This window comes from Antrihabitans stalagmiti, from assembly GCF_016482825.1.
Lineage (GTDB): Bacteria > Actinomycetota > Actinomycetes > Mycobacteriales > Mycobacteriaceae > Antrihabitans > Antrihabitans stalagmiti.
Window position 1 is genome coordinate 407,377 of sequence record NZ_JAEMNV010000001.1, and the last position, 24,692, is coordinate 432,068.

The 24,692-nt window shown below is 65.1% G+C and carries 23 protein-coding genes; 16 read left to right on the forward strand and 7 right to left on the reverse strand.

What is annotated here, in order from left to right:
- Positions 1 to 7 precede the first annotated feature (7 nt).
- From tatC to JGU71_RS01955, 3 genes are all read left to right on the forward strand, one after another.
- Positions 8 to 934, forward strand: a complete 927-nt coding sequence (gene tatC / locus JGU71_RS01945; protein WP_199701438.1) for a twin-arginine translocase subunit TatC — start codon at positions 8 to 10, stop codon at positions 932 to 934.
- The gene (locus tag JGU71_RS01950; RefSeq protein ID WP_199701439.1) at positions 897 to 3,659 is read left to right on the forward strand and encodes a DEAD/DEAH box helicase; all 2,763 of its coding nucleotides are present in this window, start codon (positions 897 to 899) and stop codon (positions 3,657 to 3,659) included. Before tatC ends, JGU71_RS01950 begins: the two co-directional genes overlap by 38 nt.
- 99 nt (positions 3,660 to 3,758) lie before the next feature.
- The gene (locus JGU71_RS01955; RefSeq protein WP_199701440.1) at positions 3,759 to 4,601 is read left to right on the forward strand and encodes a DUF4333 domain-containing protein; all 843 of its coding nucleotides are present in this window, start codon (positions 3,759 to 3,761) and stop codon (positions 4,599 to 4,601) included.
- 63 nt (positions 4,602 to 4,664) lie between these two features.
- On the opposite strand, the gene JGU71_RS01960 is transcribed toward JGU71_RS01955, so the two are convergent.
- On the reverse strand, positions 4,665 to 5,606 hold the full coding sequence (locus JGU71_RS01960; protein WP_199701441.1) for a 5'-3' exonuclease: 942 nt from the start codon (positions 5,604 to 5,606) through the stop codon (positions 4,665 to 4,667).
- A gap of 63 nt (positions 5,607 to 5,669) precedes the next feature.
- Here JGU71_RS01960 and JGU71_RS01965 point away from each other — a divergent pair, with 63 nt between their 5' ends.
- The 7 genes from JGU71_RS01965 to JGU71_RS01995 are packed head-to-tail and all read left to right on the forward strand — an operon-like array spanning position 5,670 to position 11,893.
- Positions 5,670 to 6,794: a M24 family metallopeptidase gene (locus tag JGU71_RS01965; RefSeq protein WP_199701442.1), complete on the forward strand. Its 1,125-nt coding sequence runs from the start codon at positions 5,670 to 5,672 to the stop codon at positions 6,792 to 6,794.
- 36 nt (positions 6,795 to 6,830) lie between these two features.
- Positions 6,831 to 7,715: an STAS domain-containing protein gene (locus JGU71_RS01970; RefSeq protein ID WP_199701444.1), complete on the forward strand. Its 885-nt coding sequence runs from the start codon at positions 6,831 to 6,833 to the stop codon at positions 7,713 to 7,715.
- Positions 7,716 to 7,734: 19 nt separating this feature from the next.
- Entirely contained in the window at positions 7,735 to 8,124 is a 390-nt protein-coding gene (locus tag JGU71_RS01975; RefSeq protein ID WP_199701446.1) for an STAS domain-containing protein, read from the forward strand.
- The gene (locus JGU71_RS01980; RefSeq protein ID WP_199701448.1) at positions 8,114 to 8,530 is read left to right on the forward strand and encodes an ATP-binding protein; all 417 of its coding nucleotides are present in this window, start codon (positions 8,114 to 8,116) and stop codon (positions 8,528 to 8,530) included. Before JGU71_RS01975 ends, JGU71_RS01980 begins: the two co-directional genes overlap by 11 nt.
- The gene (locus JGU71_RS01985; protein ID WP_307829456.1) at positions 8,514 to 9,167 is read left to right on the forward strand and encodes a SpoIIE family protein phosphatase; all 654 of its coding nucleotides are present in this window, start codon (positions 8,514 to 8,516) and stop codon (positions 9,165 to 9,167) included. The genes JGU71_RS01980 and JGU71_RS01985 overlap by 17 nt, the downstream gene beginning before the upstream one ends.
- Complete coding sequence (locus JGU71_RS01990) at positions 9,164 to 11,452, forward strand: SpoIIE family protein phosphatase (RefSeq protein ID WP_199701449.1); 2,289 nt, start codon at positions 9,164 to 9,166, stop codon at positions 11,450 to 11,452. Before JGU71_RS01985 ends, JGU71_RS01990 begins: the two co-directional genes overlap by 4 nt.
- Before the next feature lie 54 nt (positions 11,453 to 11,506).
- The gene (locus JGU71_RS01995; RefSeq protein WP_233528567.1) at positions 11,507 to 11,893 is read left to right on the forward strand and encodes an STAS domain-containing protein; all 387 of its coding nucleotides are present in this window, start codon (positions 11,507 to 11,509) and stop codon (positions 11,891 to 11,893) included.
- 9 nt (positions 11,894 to 11,902) lie between these two features.
- Here the strand turns inward: JGU71_RS01995 and JGU71_RS02000 are convergent, their stop codons facing one another.
- Positions 11,903 to 12,313, reverse strand: coding sequence for a PPOX class F420-dependent oxidoreductase (locus tag JGU71_RS02000; protein WP_199701451.1), 411 nt, complete (start codon positions 12,311 to 12,313; stop codon positions 11,903 to 11,905).
- 31 nt (positions 12,314 to 12,344) lie between these two features.
- On the opposite strand from JGU71_RS02000, the gene dprE2 reads away from it, so the two are divergent.
- From dprE2 to JGU71_RS02020, 4 genes are all read left to right on the forward strand, one after another.
- Positions 12,345 to 13,106, forward strand: coding sequence for a decaprenylphospho-beta-D-erythro-pentofuranosid-2-ulose 2-reductase (gene dprE2, locus JGU71_RS02005; RefSeq protein WP_199701456.1), 762 nt, complete (start codon positions 12,345 to 12,347; stop codon positions 13,104 to 13,106).
- The gene (gene cbiE, locus JGU71_RS02010; protein WP_199701457.1) at positions 13,103 to 14,308 is read left to right on the forward strand and encodes a precorrin-6y C5,15-methyltransferase (decarboxylating) subunit CbiE; all 1,206 of its coding nucleotides are present in this window, start codon (positions 13,103 to 13,105) and stop codon (positions 14,306 to 14,308) included. Before dprE2 ends, cbiE begins: the two co-directional genes overlap by 4 nt.
- Before the next feature lie 81 nt (positions 14,309 to 14,389).
- Positions 14,390 to 14,992, forward strand: coding sequence for a DUF8020 domain-containing protein (locus JGU71_RS02015; RefSeq protein WP_199701458.1), 603 nt, complete (start codon positions 14,390 to 14,392; stop codon positions 14,990 to 14,992).
- Positions 14,958 to 15,749 (forward strand): cobalt-precorrin-6A reductase, encoded by a 792-nt coding sequence (locus JGU71_RS02020; protein ID WP_199701460.1) that lies wholly within the window; start codon positions 14,958 to 14,960, stop codon positions 15,747 to 15,749. Before JGU71_RS02015 ends, JGU71_RS02020 begins: the two co-directional genes overlap by 35 nt.
- On the opposite strand, the gene JGU71_RS02025 is transcribed toward JGU71_RS02020, so the two are convergent.
- Genes JGU71_RS02025 through cobG form a run of 4 tightly spaced genes read right to left on the reverse strand, consistent with a single transcriptional unit; the run spans position 15,741 to position 19,676 of the window.
- On the reverse strand, positions 15,741 to 16,397 hold the full coding sequence (locus JGU71_RS02025) for a SanA/YdcF family protein (RefSeq protein ID WP_199701462.1): 657 nt from the start codon (positions 16,395 to 16,397) through the stop codon (positions 15,741 to 15,743). The genes JGU71_RS02020 and JGU71_RS02025 overlap by 9 nt on opposite strands.
- Complete coding sequence (locus JGU71_RS02030) at positions 16,394 to 17,899, reverse strand: precorrin-2 C(20)-methyltransferase (protein WP_199701463.1); 1,506 nt, start codon at positions 17,897 to 17,899, stop codon at positions 16,394 to 16,396. Before JGU71_RS02030 ends, JGU71_RS02025 begins: the two co-directional genes overlap by 4 nt.
- Complete coding sequence (locus tag JGU71_RS02035; RefSeq protein ID WP_199701465.1) at positions 17,896 to 18,528, reverse strand: precorrin-8X methylmutase; 633 nt, start codon at positions 18,526 to 18,528, stop codon at positions 17,896 to 17,898. Before JGU71_RS02035 ends, JGU71_RS02030 begins: the two co-directional genes overlap by 4 nt.
- 26 nt (positions 18,529 to 18,554) lie before the next feature.
- Complete coding sequence (gene cobG, locus JGU71_RS02040) at positions 18,555 to 19,676, reverse strand: precorrin-3B synthase (protein WP_199701467.1); 1,122 nt, start codon at positions 19,674 to 19,676, stop codon at positions 18,555 to 18,557.
- A gap of 187 nt (positions 19,677 to 19,863) precedes the next feature.
- Here cobG and JGU71_RS02045 point away from each other — a divergent pair, with 187 nt between their 5' ends.
- Positions 19,864 to 23,436, forward strand: coding sequence for a cobaltochelatase subunit CobN (locus JGU71_RS02045; RefSeq protein WP_199701469.1), 3,573 nt, complete (start codon positions 19,864 to 19,866; stop codon positions 23,434 to 23,436).
- A gap of 7 nt (positions 23,437 to 23,443) precedes the next feature.
- Here the strand turns inward: JGU71_RS02045 and JGU71_RS02050 are convergent, their stop codons facing one another.
- Complete coding sequence (locus JGU71_RS02050; RefSeq protein WP_199701471.1) at positions 23,444 to 24,157, reverse strand: DUF8548 family protein; 714 nt, start codon at positions 24,155 to 24,157, stop codon at positions 23,444 to 23,446.
- A 145-nt stretch (positions 24,158 to 24,302) separates the two neighbouring features.
- Here JGU71_RS02050 and JGU71_RS02055 point away from each other — a divergent pair, with 145 nt between their 5' ends.
- On the forward strand, positions 24,303 to 24,686 hold the full coding sequence (locus JGU71_RS02055) for a PPOX class F420-dependent oxidoreductase (protein WP_199701473.1): 384 nt from the start codon (positions 24,303 to 24,305) through the stop codon (positions 24,684 to 24,686).
- The last annotated feature ends 6 nt before the right edge of the window (positions 24,687 to 24,692 follow it).

Genomic DNA, 24,692 nt, shown 5'->3' on the forward strand with positions numbered 1-24,692 from the left:
GGCGAACTTGCGCATCCCGTTCGACCCGAGACGCAGTAAACGTAGAACCAATCCCGACGGCACGATGTCGCTGGTCGATCACCTCTACGAACTGCGCACCCGACTGCTTGTATCCATCGCAGCGGTCATCCTCACCAGCATCTTCGGCTTCTACTGGTACTCGCATTCGATTATCGGGCTGGAAAGTCTCGGTGAGCTGCTTCGCGGTCCGTACTGTTCGCTGCCGTCGGAGTCACGCGCGGACCTGAGCGTCGACGGCGCCTGCCGGCTTCTTGCGACAGGTCCGTTCGAGCAGTTCATGCTGCGGTTCAAGGTCGGTCTGACCGCTGGAATCGTGCTTGCCTGCCCGATCTGGCTGTACCAGATCTGGGCTTTCATCACCCCGGGTCTCTATGCGAAAGAACGACGCTACGCGGTCTCGTTCGTGACCTGCGGAGCCGTGCTCTTCGTTGCAGGCGCTGTTCTCGCCTACGTCGTGGTTTCGCAGGCTTTGGGTTTCCTGTTGACGATCGGCGACAACGTCCAGGTGACGGCGCTCAGTGGCGACCAGTACTTCGGCTTCATCATCAATCTGCTGATCATCTTCGGCGTCAGCTTCGAGATACCGTTGCTGATCGTCGGGCTGAACTTCGTCGGTGTGCTGCCCTACACACGTCTCAAGGCATGGCGACGCGGTTTGATCTTCACGATGTTCCTCTTCGCCGCGATCGCGACGCCTGGCCAGGATCCGTTCTCGATGCTGGCCCTCGCTCTCGCGTTGACGCTGCTGCTCGAGGTCGCCATTCAGATCGGCCGCATCCACGACAGGCGTAAGGCCCGTCGCGACGGCGCCGCGAACTGGCGCGACCTCGACGACGACGAGGCGTCTCCGCTGCCGAGTCCGGACCCCGTCGCCGATGCCGAACACCGCTCGGATTATTCGGACACCATCTGAGGTGAGCATCGACACCCGCGGACCCCAATTAGAGGCTTTTGCGGCCGAGCTGAGTTTTCCGCTCGACCCGTTCCAGGTGCAGTCCTGCGTCGCACTGGAAAACGGCCACGGCGTGCTCGTGTGCGCGCCGACGGGTGCGGGTAAAACCGTGGTCGGTGAATTCGCGGTGCATCTCGCACTCGCGGCCGGAACCAAGTGCTTCTATACGACACCGATCAAGGCGTTGAGTAACCAGAAGTTCGCGGATCTGACCGCGCGCTACGGGCGTGGGTCGGTCGGGCTGCTGACCGGCGACCAGAGCATCAACCCGGATGCGCCTGTTGTCGTGATGACGACCGAAGTGCTGCGCAACATGCTCTACGCCTCGTCGACGGCGCTGCGCGGTCTCGCGTTCGTTGTCATGGACGAGGTCCACTTCCTTGCCGATCGGTTCCGTGGCGCCGTGTGGGAAGAGGTGATTCTGCACCTGCCGGAGGACGTTCGCCTGGTCAGCTTGTCTGCGACGGTCAGCAACGCCGAGGAGTTCGGCGCCTGGATGGAGACCGTGCGAGGCAACACGACGATCGTGGTCGACGAGACCCGCCCGATCCCGCTGTGGCAGCACATTCTCGTCGGCAAGCGGATGTTCGATCTCTTCGACACCAAAGCCCAGGCTGGGCGCCCGAACGCCGGGGTTGTCGTCGATCAGGAACTCGTTCGCCATCTCAAGCAGAAGCGGGCACTCGAACGCAGCGGGTCCTGGGAGCAGTCGGGTCGTTCCGGTGGCCGCGGCCGCTCGAATCCGCGGCAGAACTTCAGACCGGTCTCACGTCCCGACGTGATCGCCAAGCTGGACGACGAAGGTCTGCTGCCTGCGATCACCTTCATCTTCAGTAGAGCCGGGTGCGATGCGGCGTTGAACCAGTGTCTGCGTTCCCGGTTGGAGCTGACGACGCCGGAACAGGTCGAGGAGATCTCGTCCGTCATTGCCAAGCACACGGCCGAACTGCCGAAAGCCGATCTGGATGTACTCGGCTACTGGGAGTGGCGCGACGCCCTCGAACGCGGCCTCGCCGCCCATCACGCTGGTATGTTGCCCGCTTTCCGGCACACGGTCGAAGAGTTGTTCGTCAAGGGTCTGGTGCGCGCCGTTTTCGCGACCGAAACGCTGGCGCTCGGCATCAACATGCCCGCAAGAACCGTCGTCCTCGAGCGGCTGGTCAAATACAATGGCGAAACCCACGCCGACCTGACTCCTGGCGAATACACCCAGCTCACCGGCCGTGCGGGCAGACGCGGCATCGACGTCGAGGGGCACGCGGTCGTGCTCTGGCATCCCGACCTCGACGCGACCGAAGTTGCGGGTCTCGCATCGACACGTACCTATCCGCTGCGGAGTTCGTTTCGCCCCGGCTACAACATGACGATCAACCTGATCGACCGCATGGGTGCCGACGACTCCCGGGCGCTGCTCGAGCGGTCTTTCGCGCAGTTCCAGGCCGACAAGTCCGTGGTCGGCGCGGTGCGGGGGATCGATCGAAACGTCCGCGATCTGAAGCAACTCCGAGAAGAACTCGGCGGTGACGGCAGCGAATATCTCGAGTACGCGCAACTGCGAGAACGTATTCGCGCGCGGGAACGACTGTTGGCGCAGCAGGGCAGAACCGACACTCGGGGTGCGGCGGTCGCCGCGCTGACGGTGTTGCGACGTGGCGACGTGATCGCGATACCCGCTGGGCGTCGTTCGGGTCTGGCCGTCGTCCTCGAGTCCGACGGCGATACCGGTGACCCACGTCCTCTCGTGCTCACCGAGGACAAATGGGCGGGCCGGATCTCGGCGGCCGACTTCCCCTCGCCCGCTGAAGCACTCGGCAGGATGCGCCTGCCCAAACATGTGGATCACCGGACCGCGCGTGCGCGGAAGGACCTGGCGTCGGCGCTGCGCAGCACCGGAATCACCGCGCCGAGCGGTCGGCGGCGTAAGAACAATTCGCCTGCAGCGGACGACAGGGAGCTTGCGACGTTGCGGCGCGCGCTGCGTTCGCACCCGTGCCACACCTGGCCCAATCGGGATCAGCTGGCCCGGGTGGGGGAGCGGTACAGCAGGCTTGCCCGCGAGACCGAGACGATGCGTCAAAAGGTCTCTGCGACAACGAATTCGCTTGCTCGGACGTTCGATCGAATACTCGCCCTCCTCGGCGAGCGGGGCTACATCGCGGCCGGTGCGGTGACCGAGGACGGGCGGCGCCTGGGTCGAATCTATTCGGAGAGCGACCTTTTGGTTTCCGAATGTCTGCGTCAGGGACTGTGGTCCGGCCTCGCCCCTGAGGAGCTCGCGGCGGTCGCGTCGAGCGTGGTATTCGAGTCGAGGCAAGAAGGTGGCTACCCGATGGTGACGGGTCCGACCAGCGCTGTCCGTCATGCACTCACCGGAACACTTCGGGTGTGGGGCGAGTTGCGCTCGGACGAAGTCCGCCACAAACTGCCGCTGACCCGAGACCCCGATCTCGGTTTCGTCGCCGCAATCTACAATTGGGCCCGTGGTGAGCCACTGGTCGACGCCCTGATCGCTGCCGGAGACAGAGGGAAGCCGTTGTCTGCAGGCGATTTCGTACGGTGGTGCAGGCAGGTGATCGACTTGCTCGATCAGCTGCACAACACTGCCGAGGATGCACAGATTCGTGGAGCTGCGGCGAAGGCAGTACGGGCTATTCGCCGTGGTGTCGTAGCCGTGGACGCCGCATAGCGGCGTCGATTGTGATTTGATTCCCTTCGCTATCCGACTCCGGTGCCGGGTGGGGAGCTACCGTGTTTACGACAGTGCGATGCGAGTGGAGGCGAAGAGATGAGCGGACCATATGGGCCTGGCGGTCCGGACGAACGATGGGGTCCCGGCGGCGAACAGCAGCCGAGCACTCCCGAAGGTGAAGGCGGTCCCGCCGACGCCACACGAGTCTTCAATACCCCGTCCGGTGGTCAGCAGAATCCGGGTCAAGGGTGGGGCGGCCCGCAGGGCCAGCCTCAGCAGCCGGGTCAGCAGTGGCCCGGTCAGCAGCAGCCGCCGGCGCAGCAGCCCGGTCAGCCCGCATGGGGCGCGGCGCCGACCCAGCAGGCGCCCACCGGTGGTCAGTGGGGACAGCAGGGCGCCGACGCAGGCCAGCCCCAATGGGGTCAGGGCGGGGGTCAGGGCGCCGGACAACAGGGCGGCGCCCAGTGGGGCCAGGGCGCCCAGCCCGGGCAACCACAGTGGGGCGCACCAGCGCAGCCTGCGGGTAATCAGTGGGGCGGCCAGCAGCCAGGGCAGCCGGCATGGGGTGGCCAGCAGCAGCCTGCAGGCAACCAGTGGGGAACTCCCGGCGCACCCACGGCGTCCGGCACGAAGTCGAAGACGCCGTTGTTCATCGGTCTCGGCATCCTGGCGGTCGTCGTCATCGGCGCTATCGTTGCTGCGGTACTGCTGCTCGGATCTTCCTCGCTCGATCAGAACGCCGCACAAGAAGGCGTCAAGAAGATTCTGACCGAGAACTACGGTGCCGAGAACGTCGAGAACGTCTCCTGCCCTGCGGATCAGAAGGTCGAGAAAGACGCGACCTTCGAATGCGACGTGAGTGTCGACGGCGAAGACAAGAAGGTCACCGTGACGTTCACCAACGACGACGGTGAGTACGAGGTCGGCCGACCGAAGTAGGGGTCAGCCACTTTCACCGGACACAGGAGCCGCCGACACATCGTGTCGGCGGCTCTGTGTTTGCTAGCGGTTCCGCATCGCGGCGACGAGTCGGCCGACCGAGCTTTCCGCGCCGTAGCGAACGGCGAGTTCGTCCAATTTCGCGGGATCGGCCGGTTCGCGCGGCAGCAGGTCAGGACCTGACGCGACGATCTCGGCATCTCGGGCAACCCGGACGACCATGGTCGCCGCGTCGAGGTAGTCGGTAGCGGCTGCAAGTTTCGCCCTGACGCCGCGGGCGATGTCGGAGTCCGGGTCGTCGATGGCGGCGCGCAGGTTGGCGATCGTGCCGAACCGCAGCATCAGGGTCGAGGCCGTCTTCTCGCCGATGCCTGCGACGCCGGGCAGGCCGTCCGAACTGTCGCCGCGCAAGGTCGCGAGATCGGCGTAGGCGTCGCCTGCGTTTTCGACAGGTACGCCGTACTTCGCGGCAACCTCGGCGGGACCGAACAGTTCGGCCTTCGCGAGTCCGCGGCCGATGTAGAGCACCCTGACCGAGTTCGGTTCGTCGCTCGCGAGTTGCAGCAGGTCTCGGTCGCCGCTGACGACGACGACGTCGTCCGTCTTCTCCTGCGTCGCAAGCGTTCCCAGTACATCGTCGGCTTCGAATCCGACTGCGCCCGCGGTTGCGATGCCTGCGGCTTCGAGCACTTCGTGAATCATCGCGACCTGCGGGCCGAGCAGGTCCGGCACTTCCTCGGTGTTGGTCGCGGCGCCGTCGGGTGCGAGTCGGTGCGTCTTGTAGGTCGGTATGGCGTCGACACGGAACTGCGGACGCCAGTCGAAGTCCAGACACACGACCAGCCGCGTCGGAGCTTGCCGCGTGATCAACTGCGCGACCATGTCGGTGAAGCCGCGCAGGGCGTTCACAGGTCGACCGTCGGGTCCGACTATCGAGTCGGGGACACCGTGAAACGCCCGAAACCACATGCTCGCGCCATCCAGCAACATCAGTCGTCCACTCATGACCGCCATCCTGCCAACCGAGGCGACGTGATGGCGCGGCGCATGGTGACTAATGTTGTCGCCATGACGAATTCCGCACGTTTTCCGAGTGCCGTCTATGCCGCACGACTTGCCCGCGCGGCCGAACTGAGCGCGGCAGCGGGACTCGACGGCCTGTTGATCACCCCCGGTCCCGACCTGCAGTACCTGCTCGGTTCGCGTGCGGAGTCCTTCGAGCGGCTGACCTGTCTCGTCGTACCCGCGGACGGGTCCGGTGCGCGGATCGTCGTGCCGAAGATGGAATTGGCCGCACTGGGCGGATCTGCGACAGCCGACCTCGGTCTCGAGGTGCTGGACTGGGTGGACGGTGACGACCCGTATCTGCTCGCAGGTTCGGTGTTGCCACCCAAGCCCGCGACCGCGGTCACCGACGCGATGCCCGCGTTGCATCTGCTCCCACTCGCCTCGACCTTCGGAACGACACCGGTACTGGCCACCGCGGTGGTGCGGCAACTGCGAATGATCAAGGACGCCGACGAGATCGAGGCGCTGCGCCGGGCCGGTGCCGCCATCGATCGCGTGCACGCGCGGATGTCCGAGTGGCTTGTCGCGGGGCGGACCGAAGCCGAAGTCGCTGCGGATATCGAAGCTGCGATCGTGGCCGAAGGCCACACCGAGGCGGAGTTCGTCATCGTCGGCTCCGGACCGAACGGCGCAGATCCGCACCACGAGGTATCCGATCGTCGCCTCGAGGCGGGCGACGTGGTCGTCATCGATATCGGCGGTCCTGTGGAACCCGGCTACAACTCCGATTCGACCCGGACCTACTCGATCGGCGACCCGGGCGATGACGCGTCGACACGAATTGCGGTGCTGGCGCGGGCGCAGGCAGCCGCGATCGCCGCGGTTCGTCCCGGAGTTACTGCCGAGGCCGTTGATGCTGCTGCACGCAACGTCCTCGCCGAAGCGGGATTGGCGGACGCCTTCATCCACCGCACCGGCCACGGTATCGGGCTGTCGGTTCACGAGGATCCCTACATCGTCGCCGGCAACACCCTCGTCCTCGAACCGGGCATGGCATTCAGCATCGAGCCCGGCATCTACTTCAAGGGCAAGTGGGGAGCGCGGATCGAAGACATCGTCGTCGTCACGGCCGACGGGTGCGAATCGATGAACAATCAGCCGCATGGCCTGACCAGCGTCGACTAGGCTCACCGCAGCTTGTTCAGCTATCTGGGAGGTCCGATGTCCGCTGCTGGGTCGATCGACACCGCTGTGTCGAGCGAGGCGCTGTTACCGCAACTGGTCGAGCACCTTCGGCAGAATCGAACCATCCTTCGCGAAGAGTGGGCTCGGCGGATCACTGCGGCCGAGTTGTTGACCGCCATGACGCCGGAGGAACTCTTCTCCGAAGCGACGTCGGTGTACGACAACTACGTCGAGGTGCTCGAGACCGGCAGCGTCGAGGCGCTGCAGGCGTATGCGCGCGACCTATCCGAACGCATCATCCCGCGCGGCGTCGAGACCGACGAGGTGCTCGGCATCGTGCTGCTGCTGCGCGACGTGCTCGCCCGCTCCCTGTTCGAGAAGTACCAATCGGACTTCACACTGCTCAATCGGGTGCTCGATGCGTACGAGCCTGCTGCGAACCGCATCGCCAACACGGTCGGCGTCAGCTTCGTTCAGGAACGCGAACGCATCATCCGGCAGCAGCAGGAGGCTATTCGCGAACTGTCGACACCGGTGCTGCAGGTGCGCGAGCAGTTGCTGATTCTCCCGATCATCGGTGTGCTGGACGGTCAGCGAGCGCGGCAGCTCACGGAGCAGTTGTTGCGTGCGATCCGTGCCAACCGCGCGAAGGTCGTCGTCATCGACATCACCGGTGTACCGACGATCGACGTCACGGTCGCCAATCACCTCGTGCAGACCGTCGATGCGTCGGGTCTGATGGGCGCCAACGTCATCATCACGGGGTTGTCGTCGGAGATCGCGCTGACGCTGGTCACCATCGGTCTCGACCTGTCGAAGATGAATGCTGTCGGCGACCTGCAGGGTGGCATCGAAGAGGCCGAGCGGTTGCTCGGATACGAAGTGAGTCGTGCCGGAGATTCCGTGCGCGATGTGCGTTAGCCGTTAGGCGCGTTCGGCAATGCCGGTACCGATTCTCAAGCAGGGCACCTACCTGATCGCGACCGTTCAGGCGGCTCTGAGCGACGCAGATGCGGAGCGGTTGCAGGACGATCTGATGGAGCGGGTCAGTCGTTTCAGGTCGCAGGGCATCATCGTCGACGTGACCGCGATCGACGTGATGGATTCGTTCGCTGCGCGAGCCTTGCGAACTATTGCGCACATGACTCGCCTGCGCGGCGCCGACACCGTGATCGTCGGTCTGCAGCCGGAGGTCGCGTTCGCGATGGTCCAGCTCGGCCTGACGTTCGACGATATGCAGACGTCGCTGGATCTGGAGGAGGGTCTCGCGCTGCTGGACAATCAGCTCGCGAGCCGTTGCAGTACGAGGGGACACCACGGTGGCCGCTGACCGCGTCGTAGCGGTCGACACTCCCGACGACATCGTCACCGCTCGTCAGGCAGGCCACGATCTGGCGACCGGACTCGGGTTCTCGTTGACCGACGTGACGATGATAGCCACGGCCATTTCCGAGGTCGCGCGAAACATCACGAGCTATGCCGGCCGTGGCGAGATTCGGCTGACGATCTCCAGTCGCGAGAATCGCACCGCCCTGATCATCGAGGCCGCAGACAACGGTCCTGGAATCGCCGATATAGCAAGGGCTTTGGAGGACGGATACTCGACCGGCCGTGGACTCGGTCTCGGCTTACCCGGTGCGCGTCGCCTGATGGACCGTCTCGAGGTGCATTCGACGTTGGGTCATGGCACCGTGATCGAGATGTGGAAGTGGGCGCCGCGTGACACGGGAATCTGAGGTCGCGCACACGGTCCGTTCGAGCGGAAAGGTCGGTCCCGTCGAGTGGGCGATGGCCGGCCGGGCGCTGCCAGGTGAAGCTGCGTTCGGCGATCGCGGGGTCGTCCTCGATGCAGGTGACGGTAGCGCGGTGTTCGGTGTGATCGATGGTCTCGGCCATGGAGAGGCCGCGGCGCTTGCCGCAGACATCGCAGCGTCGGTACTGACCGAGAATTCGGCCGAGCCACTCGACGTGCTCATGTTGCTCAGCCACCGTGCTCTCACCGCAACGCGAGGCGCCGCAATCTCTTTGGCGTCGATCAACTTTGCCGACTCCCGAGTGGACTGGCTCGGTGTCGGAAACGTGGCCGCTGTTGTGATCGGTGTTGCGCCCGGCGGGCTCGAGGTTCGCGCGACGGCGCCGCTGATCGGGGGAATAGTCGGCTACCGGCTCCCGACCGTGCAGTCCTACGCTGTCACCATGCGCCCAGGTGACCTTCTGGTGCTGGCAAGTGACGGAATCGTCGGCGACTTCGTTGCGAGCGTCGACCTTTCGCACCGAGCCGACGAGATCGTCGCCGCTATCGTCGACAGCCACGCCAGGGCCTCCGACGATGCCTTCGTTCTCGCCGCGCGCCATCGCGGGACAGTGTCGTGAGCGCGGTCGATGTCTTCAGGGGTGAGTATCGGTCCGCGCTGATCGAGCATCTGCGCCTACGGACCGAGGCAAGTCTCGTTGTGGGGCACGAACTCGGTAGGCATGCACTCGTCGACGATGTCAGCCTGCTCGATGTCACCGAGAACCATTTTCGGATCGTGAGCGAGTTGGAGCAGGCGCCGACGAAGCCGCCGACCGATCTTGCCGAAGTTGCCCTCCGTTTTCTGTTGCAGACGTTGACCGCACTCGATGTTGCAACGCGTGGCTTTCTGGAAGGCACCCGACGGTTCGAGCAGCAGCGCGCCCGCGCGAACAAGCTCGCCGACCGGGACGAGTTTCGCCGTGCAGTGATCGATTCGCTGCAGGACGGCTTTTTCGTCACCGACGAGGCGGGCAGCATCGTCGAGGTCAACTCGGCGTTCGCTGCGATGACCGGGTACGACTCCGACCACCTGCCGTACCCGTGGCCGTATCCGTGGCTCTCGCGCAGCGCGGGATCGGACGGCGACTTCGAGCCGAACTTCACCATCGATGCCCTTCGCAACGGCACCAGGCTGTCGGTGCCGATCACACACAGCGACGGACGCAAGGTGTGGTTGGCCATCACGACCAGCCCACTCGAGGGCGTCGACGGTGCCGGATCGATCTTCGTCGGGACGATCCGCGATATCACCGTCGAACGGCATGCCGCTGATCGAGAGCAGGCTGCGATCCGGCTCGCGACGGCGATCGCCCCCGCGACCAGTGTTGCCGATGTGCTGACGATCGGAATTCGCGAATGTCGTGACGGTGTGGGTGCGCGGCGTGGCCTCGCTGTCGTGTGGACCGATCGGTTTTCCGATCCTGCTGTCTACTCGGCGACGGGGGAGAGCGTGAATTGGTCCGATCTCGATGCCGCCGAGCGCGACATTCTGGAACGTGCGCGCCTGCAACCTGCGCTCACAGCGGTTTCGGTACCAGATGCGGATCTGCCCGACACCGCACACAGCATCTCGGCGGCGATCAGCGGCGCGGCCGACGCGGCCTTGTGGTTGGAATATGTTGCACCGCAACGCTCCACGGCGATCGATCGAGCCTTGGTGACGATGATGGCCGGCCACTTGAGCCTGGCATTGCAGCGCGCGCGCTCCTACGACATCGCCCGCGAAACGTCGTTGACGCTGCAACGCGCGATGTTGGGCCCGATCGCGCTGCCACCCGGTTTCGCGGTTCGCTACGAGCCTGCGACGCCACCGCTGGAGATCGGCGGCGACTGGTACGACGTCGTTGTGCTCCCTGGCGAGCGGTTCGGTGTCATCGTCGGTGACTGTGTCGGTCGAGGTCTGGCCGCGGCGGCTGTGATGGGTCAACTGCGCAGCGCGGCGAACGCGTTGATGCTGCGAGGTGCCGGACCCGGGCAACTGCTCGACGAACTCGACGATGTCGCCGGTCGCATCCCCGGCGCGGAGTGCACGACCGTATGCGCAGGAATCATCGATCCGATCCGCGGTTCGTTCACCTACAGCAGTGCCGGACACATGCCTGCACTGCTCGCCGCTCCGGACGTATCGGGTGAGCGACTCGAGGGCGGACGAGCACTGCCGCTCGCAAGCTTCGACTGCTCGCCTCGTCCCGAGACGACGGTGCAGTTGCCGACCGGTTCGACGCTTGTGGTTTATACCGATGGACTGGTCGAGCGGCGCACCGAATCCATCGACATCGGTATCGACAAGGTCGGCGAGGTGCTGCTCGAATTGAGTCGACGAGCTCCTGACGACGTAGCCGATGCCGTCCTTGCGCTGTTGCAACCGAGCGAGGGTTACGACGACGATGTCGCCATGGTGATTTATCGGCAGCCGCCGTTGCCGATGCTCATCGAGGTACCGGCCGAAGGCACACAACTCGGCGTCCTTCGGGCCCGGTTACGCACGTGGATGGACTCGTGTGGCGTGCCCGAGCAAGTTGTCGTCGACAGCATTCTCGCTGTCAACGAGGCCTTTTCCAACAGCGTCGAGCACGCCTTCCGCAATGTCGAGCCGGGTCGCGTCACGGTGACCGCCGTTGCAACCGTCGACGAGCTGCGGTTCACCGTCAGCGATACCGGTACCTGGAAAGAGCAGGCAGCCGATCCGGGATACCGCGGTCGGGGCCTGCCGATGATGCGGGCGTTGACCGACGAGGTCACGATCGAACGATCCGATGCTGGAACAACTGTGCGAATGTCGACCGTGTTGACGGGTCATCCAGTGTCGAAGCATCAGCCGAACGCCGCACGTCAGCGCGATAACGACGGCGTACGTCGGTGAAAGGTGCGGCCGCGAGTTGTGTGGTCGGCAATGCGATAGGGCAAGATTGACCGCATGACAACGCACGCGTCGGAGTCCGCGGCATCGGCTCCCGACACGATGAACACCGAACTGTCCGTCAACGGCGGGCTGACCATCCTTGCGGTGAGCGGCACGATCGACATGGCGACGGCGCCCGTACTGCAGACCGCTGTGCGCGAGGCAGTGAGCAGTACTTCGGCCGGGTTGATCATCGATTTGTCCGATGTCGAGTTCCTGGCGTCGGCCGGAATGACGATTCTCGTGGAAGCACGTCAGCGGATCGGTGATTCGGCGGCGTTCGCAGTTGTCGCCGATGGCCCAGCCACCAGTCGCCCGTTGTCGCTGACCGGTTTGGACAAGGCACTGGGCCTGTACGCGACCGTGGCGCAGGCTGTTGCTGCTCTCGGGCCAGAGGCCTGAAGGGCCCTGTCAGCGCAGTAGGGACGATCCGAGGACCCGTCGCACGTCTATCTCGACGACGACGCGGGCTGGATTGACCCGTGGTTGGCGATAACGCACCGCATATCGAGCTACCGCATCGGCGACCGCGTCGGGATCGGTGAGGACAACGGCTGGACCTTCCAAGGTCAGCCACCGGCCACCATCCACCTGCGACACCGCCCCGTAGGCACCTCGGCCGGCATTGAGCGCCTTCTGCGATCCGCCGCTGGTGATGACGCGCGCCTTGCCTGCTTCCGGGTCCCAGGTGAACCCGACGGCGACGACGTGCGGGGTGCCGTCCGCGCGCAAAGTCGTGAGGGTTGCGAGATGACGCTCGCGTACGAAGGCGAGTGCGGTCTCGGTCAGGACGGTGACGGCGTCGGAGGGGGTGGTCGGCATGCCACGACGGTAATCGAGGAAACTGACTGCCATGGCTTTCGGATCGAAGACTCTCGCGCAGGGTTCGGTTGTGCTGCTCGGCGGGCGCAGCGAGATCGGACTCGAAATTGCCGATCGACTCGTGGCCGGTCGGACCGTCGTACTCGCCGCCCGACGCAGTACCGAACTCGATGCCGAACGGCAGCGTCTGCTCGATCGGGGTGCGAGTGCGGTGCATGTCGTCGAATTCGACGCCGACGCGGTGGCAGACCACGGTCCGATACTGGATGCGATCGTCGCCGACCACGGTCGAATCGGCGTCGCAATTCTCGCATTCGGCATTCTCGGTGATCAGGATCGCGCCAGCACGGACGCGACGCATGCCGTCGAGGTGGTCCACACCGACTTCGTCGCACAGGTGAGCGTCCTGACCCATCTCGCGAAAATCCTTCGAGCACAACGTGATGGGCATCTCGTCGTGTTCAGCTCCTTCGCCGGCTTCCGAGTCCGGCGCGCCAATTACGTCTACGGCTCGGCGAAGGCCGGACTCGACGGATTCGCGTCGGGTCTCGCGGATGCGTTGGTAGGCAGCGGTGTTCATCTGCTGCTGATCCGATCGGGCTTCGTGATCGGACGAATGACCGAAGGTATGTCGCCCGCGCCGTTTTCGAGTACTCCGCCCGATGTGGCAGAGGGCGTGATCGCGGGGTTGTCGAAGCGGTCGAACGTGGTCTGGGTGCCGAAGGCATTGCGGCCGATGTACTTTGCGACGCGGTTCGTGCCACGAGCCGTCTGGCGACGGTTGCCGAGGTGACCGAACGGGTTGTCGTTGTCGGGATCGGCGCCGACGGTGTCGACGGGCTCTCGCGTCGAGCACTACGAGAGCTTGCCGAATGCGACGTGCTGCTGGGTTCGCGACGGCAACTCGACCTCGTCGACGTCGGTTCAGCGGAGCGGGTGGCGTGGCCGACACCGCTCGTACCTGCGCTGCCAGGATTGTTCGATCGGTATGCGCAGCAAAGGATCTGCGTTCTGGCCAGCGGTGATCCGATGTTCCACGGCATCGGGGTGACACTCGCGCGGTTGCTCGGGGCCGACCGTCTCGAGGTGCTACCGCAGGCGTCGTCGGTGTCGCTCGCCTGTGCGCGGTTGGGCTGGGCTGTAGCCGACACAGCGGTGGTGAGTCTTGTCGATCGCCCGGTCGAGACGTTGCTGCCCGCGCTGTACGACACCGGTCGCATCGTCGTGCTCAGTCGTGGCGCGCAGACTCCCGGGGAGATCGTCGAGTTGTTGTGCACCAACGGGTTCGGAGCGTCGACCGTGAGCGTTCTCGAGCAGCTGGGTGGACCTGCGGAGAGACGGGTCGACGGTGTGGCGCAGACGTGGACGTATCCCGCCGGCGCTGCGTTGAACGTCGTCGCGGTGACGTGTGTCGCCGAGGTCGCTGGTCGCAGGCTCACCCGTATCCCAGGCTTGCCTGACGATGCCTTCGGCGGTGACGGCCAGCTGACCAAACAGGAGGTTCGGGCGCTGACGCTGAGTGCCCTGGCACCGGCGCCCGGCGAGCTGCTCTGGGATGTCGGAGCAGGCTCCGGAAGCATCGCGATCGAGTGGTGCAGGACCAGTTCGTTGTGTCGTGCCATCGCATTCGAGCACGTCGCGGCACGGGTCTCGACCATCGAAGACAACGCTCGTGCACTCGGCGTCCCCGGTGTGTCGGTTCGTGGCGCAGCACCGGCGGCATTCGGGGATGCACCTGCGCCCGACGCCATCTTCGTCGGCGGGGGAGTCACTGTGCCTAGCCTGTTGGAAGCCTGCTGGGACCGACTCGCCCCCGGCGGGCGCCTCGTCGCCAACGCGGTGACCGCCGAGTCGGAAGCGTTGCTGGTCGAGTGGTCTTCGAAGTTCGGTGGAACGTTGCGGCGCTTGCAGGTTCATCGTGGGGAACCGCTCGGCAGATTCACCACCTGGCGACCCCAACTCCCCGTCGCGCAGTTGATTTTGGGGGCACAGTAAGCCATGGCACCTGACGATGAGCGACGCTAAGGTTTCAGTGGGAGCTGGGCACAAGTCCAGTAGAACAGGGGAGAACACCGAATGAAGGTCGGAAAGCTCACAACCATTGCAGTCATGGCCATTGCCGCGGTCGGCATCACAGCAGGCACCGCGCACGCCGCACCCGCACCCCCGGGGTTCGAGAACAGCGACGGCGGCGTCGGCTATCGCACGGAAGTATCGGGCCAGGCCGTGACGACAATCGTCGATGCAGGCGCATTCACGCTGACGAGGGCGGGAACTGCCGTCAGTCTGACCAACGACGCCGGCGCGCTCGTCACCGAGATTCCCTTGGTGTTCGACGTTGCGGGCCAACAGGTGTCGGTTGCTCCCGCCATCGATGCGGCGGGTCGCAGTTTGACTCTGACGCCATCGGTGAGCCCGGCGAGCGCAGCGATTCTGCAGGATGTCAGCGCTCAGGATCGCTTTCTGTACGAGCTCAATCGCGCGTCCTTCGGTATCGGTGTTGCCGCTGCAATCGGCGCAGGCATCGGCCTCGTGACGGGCTGCATCATCGGGATCGTCGTCGGCTGCATCCCCGGCGTACTGATCGGAGCGGCTATCGGCGCGGTGGTCGGTGCAGTCAACACCGGCGGTCAGCCGCTGCTCGATGCGGGATACCAGTACCTCACGGGTCAGCCATGAGCACTGGGTGAAAGTTCTGCTGCTCGGCGGGTCGGGTGAAGCGCGTCGTCTCGCCGAACTGTTGACCGGCGAGCCAGGAATCGATGTCGTTTCCTCCCTCGCCGGTCGGCTGCGCACTCCCCGGCTACCAGCCGGTGAGGTGCGGGTCGGTGGTTTCGGCGGTGCCGAAGGTTTGCGAGACTGGTTGCACGAGAACCTGATCGATGCCCTCGTCGTAGCCACCCACCCGTTCGCGGCACGGATGACCAACAACGCGATCGACGCTGCCACCGCACTCGGATTGCCTTATCTAGTCCTTCGACGGCCACCGTGGCAACCAGAGCCCGGTGACCGCTGGACTCCTGTCGAATCGATGGCTGCTGCGGCGACGGTGATTCCGGAGTTCGGCGATCGTGTCTTTCTGACGATCGGGCGGCAGGACGTCGATGTCTTTGCCGGGGTAGGAGCGTGGTTCCTGATCCGGGCGATCGATCCACCGAATCGGGCGCTGCCCCCGAGGCACGAATTGCTGCTCGAGCGTGGACCTTTCACTGTGGAGCACGAGCTAGCGCTGCTCGATAGTCATGGCATCGACGTGCTTGTCACGAAGAACAGCGGCGGCGATCAGACCGTCGCGAAACTTGCCGCCGCCCGAATGCGTGGTTTGCCGGCAATCGTGGTCGATCGGCCCGTCCTCGGCGTCGGCGCCTCTGTTGTCGACACTGTCGATGGCGTGGTGAGTTGGCTCCGAGTCGTGCGAGGCAGCGCGTCAGCCTAGAGCTGCAAGGGCCTTTTCGATGGCGTCGTCCGGCTCGGAGACCACCGTCGGTCCGTGCCGCAGGAGAATATCCACCACCGCCCGCGGTCTGGCGAGCAGCCATTCCCTACCGCGATTGCGCGCCAATGACGTTGCACGACAATTGCATTCGCTGTTGACACCAACAGCGTCCAGTCCAACCCGACGGCTCAGTGCGACGATTCGAGGCACGTGAAAAGCCTGCGAGACGACGAGTGCCCGCTCGATACCGAAGGTGTGCACGGCTCGTGCGCACGTGTCGTAGGTGCGTAGACCGAGCGGATCGCCGACGATGCGCTCGTGTGGAATACCTTTGCCGACAAGGTATTCGGTCATCGCGGCGATCTCGTCGCCGGAGCTGCCGTTGCCGTCGCCCGATACCAGCACCACACCGACGCGACCTTCGTGAAACAGCTGCACAGCGGTGTCGAGACGGCCGGCGAGAAACGACATCGGTTGGCCGTCGCGGACCTGTGCGCCGAGCACGATCGCAACCGCCGTCGTCGGCGCCTCGGCGGGTGTGCGGATCCGGCCGGCCGCCGCGAGCCGGATCCAGACGTTCGCACCGACGACCGCGGCGATGCCGATGGATGCGGTGACCCGAGCCGCGCGGCTGACCGATCCAGTCATTGTTCCGGATACCGCCTGGAGGTGAAAACCCTTGTGGTGTCGTCGGTGTGGTGAATCGTTGTCGTCGACGATCCGATGATCAGCAGCGTCCGCATGTCCACGTCGGCTGGATCGAGTTCGGCGAGCTGTACCACCCGCACACTCTCGGTAGGTCCGGCGACATCGCGCCCGATGATCACCGGGGTGTCCGGAGATCGATACTCGAGCAGGAGATCTCGCATCGCACCCACCTGCCAGGTCCGCGACCGCGACGCCGGGTTGTAGACGGCGATCGCCATGTCCGAGGCGGCGGCAGCCGAAATACGTTTGGCGACAACGTCCCATGGCTTCAATCGGTCCGAGAGCGAGATGACGGCGTAATCGTGGCCGAGCGGTGCGCCGACCCGGCTGGCAACAGCGTTGGCGGCGGTCATTCCCGGTAGTACACGAACCGGCACCCCGCGCCATTGCTCTTCGGTCGCGACTTCGAGCACCGCGGCCGCCATGGCAAATACGCCAGGGTCGCCCGAGGACACCACACACACCCGCGCCCCACGTTTGGCTAGATCCAAAGCCATTGCAGCACGCTCCGACTCGACACGGTTGTCGCTAGCGTGGCGACGCTGACCCAAGCGATGCGCGACGCGATCCAGATAGGGTCCGTAGCCGACGAGATCGGTCGCCCGTTCGAGTTCGGTGCGGACCTCCGGAGTGGTCCATTCCCGCGCGCCGGGCCCGAGGCCGACGACGACGACCTCACCGGTCACGTCCGGCTGCGGCGCCGGGGTGCGAGCATTGCCAGCACCTGGAACGAGGACGATCGAGAAGTAGGGCACGTCGTCGTCGACCACGTCCGCTGCGCCGAGGACGCGCTGCCTACCTGTGCTTGCCCGTTCGACATAACGTGCCTCGTCGAGTCGACCCGAATCCGAGAGTGCCTGTCGCACGGTGGGATAGGTTCGGCCGAGCTTCATGATCGCGGCTGCATCGGTGTCGGCGAGTCGGCGCGCGAGTTCGGCTTCCGGCAATGTCCCCGGCAAGATGGTCAGCACCTCGTCGCCTTCGCACAGCGGTGTTCCCAGAGCGGCTGCGGCGGCACTGACCGACGTGACGCCGGGAACGATCTCGGCCTCGAACCGTTCGACCAGCCGTTTGTGCATGTGCATGTAGGAGCTGTAGAACAGCGGATCGCCTTCGGCGAGCAGCGCGACGCTGCGCCCCGCTTCGAGATGTGCGGCAAGACGTTCCGCGGATGCAGCGTAGAACTCGTCGATAGCCCCCTGGTAGCCGCCGGGGTGATCCGTCGTCTCCGTCGTGACCGGATAGACGAGGTGCTCCTCGATCTGGTCTCCCCGCAGGTACGGCTCCGCGATGGCGCGGGAGATGCTTCGCCCGTGGGCTGCGCTGTGAAACGCGACGACGTCGGCCGCGGCGATCACCTTCGCGGCCTTGACGGTCACCAACTCGGGATCGCCTGGTCCGAGACCGACGCCCCATAGTTTGCCGAAGGTCTTGTCGGTCACTCGATTTCGCTCGCGATACCGTTCAGTGCCGCCGCCGTGATCGCGCTGCCCCCGCGCCGGCCGCGGACAACCAGGTATTCGATTCCGAGAGCGGCCGCCTGTTCGACGAGAGCGTCCTTGGATTCGACGGCGCCGATGAAGCCGACAGGTCCACCGACCACCGCCGCAGGTCGCGGACCACCGTGCTCCACCAGGTCGAGCAGATGGAACAGCGCGGTCGGGGCGTTGCCGATCGCGACGACCGCACCTTCGAGGCGGTCACGCCACAGCTCGAGGGCCGCGGCCGAGCGGGTTGTCTGGAGCGCTTCGGCGAGGACAGCCACCCGCGGATCGGGCAGGGTGCAGACCACGTCGTTGTCGGCGGGCAAGCGGCGGCGGGTCACTCCCGCGGCGACCATTCGGGTGTCACACAGAATGGGTGCTCCGGCGTGTAATGCAGCGCGAGCGACCCTGACGACGTTGGGTGTGAAGGCGATGTCCTCGGTCAGATCGACCTGGCCGCAGGCGTGAATCATGCGCACGACGACCTGCGACACATCGGCAGGAAGCGCGGTCAGATCGGCTTCGGCGCGGATGGTTGCGAACGATCGGCGGTAGATCTCGGCGCCGTCGCGGATGTAGTCGAGCATGAGGCAACGATAGATACAGAGCTAAGTCAGTCGACGACATACCCCGCGTCGGTAGCGACGACGTCGGTCACGTCGCCGCGTGGACGTCCACATTTTCGGTCGCAACCGACCCAGTGCTGACGTCCGGCAGTAGGCAGTTCGTCGTTCTCGACAGCGTCTGTCACGTCCGCTCGGACGTCGGCACGTGACTTGTCGCAACCGGGTTTGCCGGTGCACGCGCTGATCCGCAACCAGGGCGATTCGCTGTCGAAGATCAGTCCTTTCGGCGCGAGGACGCGCACCACCTGTTCCGCTGCCCATTCGTCGAGGTCCGCGATGATGATCGACCGCCACGGCGTCACGATGATCGGGCGTTCGATCGCGGCGAGAAACTGAGCGGTTCGGGCAGGCAGAATGCCGAGCCGCACGCCGGCGCCGAGGCTGACGAGGCCGTCGTCCTGGGGGAGCCAACCGATCGGCGGCAGTTCGGGCGGCTCGAAGGTGAGCGGGTCGGCGTCGCCGACGAGGCCGAGGCTGTCGAGGAGTGTGCCGACGCCGCCTTCGAGTTCCGCCAGCCGCCACTCGTCGCTGCGGTGGTCGACGAATGCAAGTGCGGCTCGGATCGCGTAGTCGACACCGTCGTCGATCGATACGCGTGCACCGGTGTCTGCGCCAGCAAGCACGAGCGCGAACTCGCGGTCCGAGACGGCGTGTAGACCGATGTCAGCGCCGAGTCCACTGACGTCGCCGCGACCGTCGTCTATCGACAGCAGGACGCGGCCGGGAAGTTCGGCGAGCACGGCGTCGGCGCGGATGGCGGCGTCGAGTCCGAGAACGTGCTCACGGACATCGACGAGTCCGCTGATGCGACCGGACAGCGGCGAGGCGACGATGTTGCGAACACGTTCGTGTGTCGCGGACGGCAGCAGACCTGCCTCGGCTAGTCGGTCCGCGAGTGCAGCGGGGTCCGATACGGCGCGTAGCTGCACGTTTCCGCGCACTGTGAGTTCGATGTCGCCGTTGCCGAGGTCGATGGCGGCGTCGGCGAGAGTGGTCAACTGATCGGGCGTGAGCAGTCCGCCGGGCAGCCGGACACGTGCAAGGGCACCGTCGGCAGCGTGGTGTACCTGCAGGGCACCGGGGCAGGCGTCGGGCCGGGATCGAGACACGAATCCAGCGTACGGTGCAGTGCCGTAGGATCCGAGTGCTCGGCGGCAGACGAGGAAACCGGTGAGATTCCGGTGCGGTCGCGCCACTGTGACTCGGCCAGACGGTCCACGTCTGCGCTGAAAGCCAGATCTTCGGTCGGCGAGCGACTACCCGACGGGGCGCGCAACCCCGAGGAAAGGCTGACCCGTGATTCTGCTGCTCTCGACCTCGGATACCGACCTGCTCTGTGCACGTGCGAGCGGCGCCGACTATCGCTGGGCAAATCCCGCCCGCTTGCTCGTCGACGATCTGCCGGCGCTCCTCGACGGTGCCGACCTCGTCGTCGTCCGAATCCTCGGTGGCAAACGGATGTGGGAAGACGGCCTCGACGCGCTGCTCGCGAGCGGCATTCCCGTCGTCGCGCTCGGTGGTGAGAACGCACCCGACGCCGAACTGATGGAGTGCTCGACCGTTCCCGGCGGTGTCGCGGCGCAAGCGCACAACTATCTCGCCGCGGGCGGGCCGGACAACCTTGCTCAGCTGTTTCACTTCCTCTCCGACACCGTGCTGCTCACCGGGCACGGGTTCACCCCGCCGGTGCACACTCCGAGTTGGGGTTTGCTCGAGCGGACCGAGGCGGCCGTGGCCGGACCCGTGATCGCGGTGCTCTACTACCGCGCTCAGCAGTTGGCAGGCAACACGGCCTATATCGAAGCGCTCTGCGCCGCAATCGAAACCGCAGGTGGTCGCGCGTTGCCGATCTACTGCGCGTCGCTGCGGACCGCCGAACCCGAACTGCTGCACACACTTCGCCAGGCCGATGCGCTGATCGTCACGGTTCTCGCTGCCGGCGGCACCAAACCGTCCACAGCGTCGGCGGGAGGCGACGACGAGGCGTGGGACATCGGCGAGCTCGCAGATCTGGATGTGCCGATACTGCAGGGGTTGTGCCTGACGAGTCGTCGTGAGGCGTGGGCGGCCAACGACGACGGATTGTCGCCGCTCGATGTCGCGACCCAGGTCGCCGTTCCGGAATTCGACGGACGCATCATCACGGTTCCGTTCTCGTTCAAGGAGTTCGACGCCGACGGTCTGTCCACCTACGTCCCCGATCCGGAGCGCGCTGCGCGAGTCGCGGGCATCGCCGTTCGCCACGCGCGACTGCGGCACATTCCGGCGGGGGAGCGACGCATCGCGCTGATGTTCTCGGCGTATCCGACGAAGCATGCGCGCATCGGCAACGCCGTCGGACTCGACACACCAGCAAGCGCTGTGCGGCTGCTCGCTGAAATGGCTACCGCTGGATACGATTTGGGGCCCGAAGACACGATTCCCGGCCTCGCGGCCCAGGACGGTGACGCACTCGTCCATGCGTTGATTGCGGCCGGCGGCCAAGATCCCGACTGGCTCACCGCAGGGCAACTCGAAGGCAATCCGATTCGGATCTCCGCAGCGAGCTATGGGCGTTGGTTCGAGACACTGCCCGAGGATCTCCGTGCTGGTGTCGAAGAGCATTGGGGAGCAGCGCCGGGCGAGCTGTATGTCGACCGCACGGCCGACCCCGCAGGCGAGATCGTCATCGCAGCAATGGAATTCGGCAAGATAGTCATCATGGTGCAGCCGCCACGTGGTTTCGGTGAGAACCCGGTCGCCATCTACCACGATCCCGATCTGCCGCCGAGCCACCATTACTTGGCCGCCTACTGCTGGATTCGAGAGTCCTTCGGCGCCGACGCCCTCGTACACCTCGGCAAGCACGGCAACCTGGAATGGCTCCCCGGCAAGACCATGGGAATGTCCGCGTCGTGTGGCACCGACGCCGCGCTCGGTGATCTTCCGCTGATCTACCCTTTCCTCGTCAACGATCCCGGCGAGGGCACGCAGGCAAAGCGCCGTGCGCACGCGACTCTGGTCGATCATCTGATTCCACCGATGGCGCGTGCCGAAAGCTACGGCGATATCGCACGCCTCGAACAACTGCTCGACGAGCATCAGAACGTGTCGGCGCTGGATCCCGCGAAACTTCCCGCGGTCCGGCAGCAGATCTGGACGCTGATGCGCGCCGCGAAAATGGACCACGACCTCGGCTTGGCCGAACGTCCCGACGAGGACACGTTCGACGACATGCTGCTGCACGTCGACGGTTGGTTGTGCGAGATCAAGGATGTCCAGATCCGCGACGGTCTGCACATTCTCGGCGAAGCGCCGCGTGGTGAAGCCGAGGTCGACCTCGTTCTGGCGATGCTGCGGGCCCGCCAGATGTGGGGTGGCGAACAGAGCGTTCCTGGTCTTCGCGAAGCGTTGGGTCTCAGCGAGAAGGGCGACGAGAATCGCGGTCGGGTCGACGCGGTGGAGGAGCAGGCGCGCGGTTTGGTGGCAGCGCTGCAGAAAGCCGACTGGAACGCGGACGCGGCGGATTCGCTCACCGACGATGCGACCGTTGCAGCGATTCTGCGCTTCGCTGCGACCGAGGTCGTCCCGCGGCTGCGGCAGACCGACCGCGAACTCGAGTGGATCCTGCACGCACTCGACGGCGGCTTCATCCCTGCCGGCCCGAGTGGGTCGCCGTTGCGTGGTCTGATCAACGTTCTGCCGACCGGTCGCAACTTCTACTCCGTCGACCCGAAGGCCGTGCCGTCCAAGTTGGCCTGGGAGACCGGTCAAGCAATGGCCGAGTCGCTTGTGCAGCGTTATCTCACCGATCACAGCGAGTTTCCGAAGTCGGTCGGGCTGTCGGTGTGGGGCACCAGTGCGATGCGCACCTCCGGCGACGACATCGCCGAAGTGTTCGCGCTGCTCGGTGTCCGGCCGGTTTGGGACGACGCGTCGCGGCGTGTGATCTCGTTGGAAGCGATCTCCCTCGAGGAATTGGGACGCCCACGTATCGACGTGACGGTCCGCATCAGCGGCTTCTTCCGTGATGCTTTCCCGCATGTTCTTGCCCTTCTCGATGACGCGGTTCAACTGGTTGCGGCACTGGACGAGCCTGCGGAGCAGAACTACGTCCGAGCGCACACGCTCGAGGCGCTCGCGGAGCACGGTGACGACAGACGTGCCACCACACGCATATTCGGTTCCAAGCCAGGGACCTACGGCGCAGGTTTACTGCAGCTGATCGATTCGAAGAGCTGGCGAACCGATGCCGACCTCGCTGCCGTGTACACCACGTGGGGTGGCTACGCCTACGGCCGCGGTCTCGACGGTGCGCCGGCAGCCGACGACATGCGGACCGCCTATCGCCGTATTGCCGTTGCTGCCAAGAACACCGACACCCGCGAGCACGACATCGCCGACTCCGACGACTACTTCCAGTACCACGGCGGCATGGTCGCGACCGTCCGCGCGTTGACCGGTAAGGATCCGGAGGCCTACATCGGCGACAGCACTCGACCCGATGCGGTCCGCACTCGGACGCTGTCCGAGGAGACGAACCGCGTGTTCCGCGCTCGTGTCGTCAATCCGAAGTGGCTCGACGCCATGCGGCGCCACGGCTACAAGGGCGCGTTCGAGATGGCCGCCACGGTGGACTACCTCTTCGGGTACGACGCGACAACCAATGTCGTCGCAGACTGGATGTACGAGAAGCTGGCCGAGAGTTACGTGTTCGACGAACAGAACCGCAAGTTCATGGAGCAATCCAACCCGTGGGCGTTGCACGGAATCGCGGAGCGGCTACTCGAGGCGGCGCAGCGCGAGATGTGGGAGAACCCGGAACAGGCCACGCTCGATGGCCTGCGCCAGGTGTACCTCGAAACCGAAGGCGAACTCGAGGGCGAGTAGGTAGGTACTACTCCTCCTGAACCTGTTGCACGACAGGTCTTCCGGATTCGAAACGCCAGATGGTGTAGGCAAGTCGATCGGAGTCGTAGCCACATCGCTCGGCGACGTCCCGCAGGATGGCGGCGGCGTCGGCGGGTGCGAGCTTGATCGTGGCCGTCGCCCGGCCGAGGTAACGCACCACCAGCTGGTCGGGCGTCTCGAGAGCGACATCGGTCAGCATCGTCAGGTAGCTCCACGTGAGTCCCGACTTCTGGCCTGGGATCGCGGTCCACTGCTCGCGAATCGGGCCCAGATCGACGACGTCGCGTAGTTGTTCGGCCGTCTCGATGTTGTTGGTTGTGAACACTTTTGCTGCTTGCAGTATCGCTGCAGCTTTCAGCGGTGCCCCCGGCACGGTCGAGACCGGCCGCATGTTGCCGATCGCGTCTGCCCACTCGGCTGGACCGCCGAGATCGTCGAAGGACCGAATGAGGTCGGTTGCGTTGTCCGCCAGTGCATCCGATCCGAGCCCCGCCCGGTACGCGGCGTAGCGTTCGACGATCTTCGCGACGGAGCTGTACTGTGATCTCGTCGATTGGATCGCATCGATGATGCACAGCGCCAACGAATTTCGCATCGATCCGCGCTCGATCCACAAGGCCGGATCACCGAGATCCTGCTTGCACTGCTCGGCGACGGTCAGTGTGTGATCGGCTGCCGAACGGTCGACTGTAATAGTCATCTGCTTCCCCCCAGAATGTTGTGCAGAACGTGACACCGCAGAGAGTGGCATGAGGTACCGACAGGTTGTTAGCCTCCTCGCGGCGCCGCGCCAACTCCTCGACCGCCCTCGGCGGATTCTCTACACACCGCCTAGGGTGGTCCGCATGAGCAACGAGTTCGACGAGGTCGGCAAAGCCCAATACGTATCCTTGACGACTTTCCGGAAAGACGGCACACCCGTCGCCACTCCGCTGTGGGCGGCTCTCGACGGCAAGCAGTTGCTGATCTGGACGGTGACCGATTCGTGGAAGGTCAAGCGCATCAAGCGGAACGCGGACGTCACGATTCAAGCCTGCGACATCCGCGGAAAGCTGAAGGGCGACACGGTCGTCAAGGGCCATGCGGTATTGCTCGACTCGAAGGCAACCGAACATGCGCGGTCGGTCATTCAGAAGAAGTACGGAATCATGGGCTTCCTGACGATGAAAGCCAGTCTTCTGCGCCGCGGCAAGGATGGCACCATCGGAATCGCAGTCACCGAGGCCTGAGCCCGC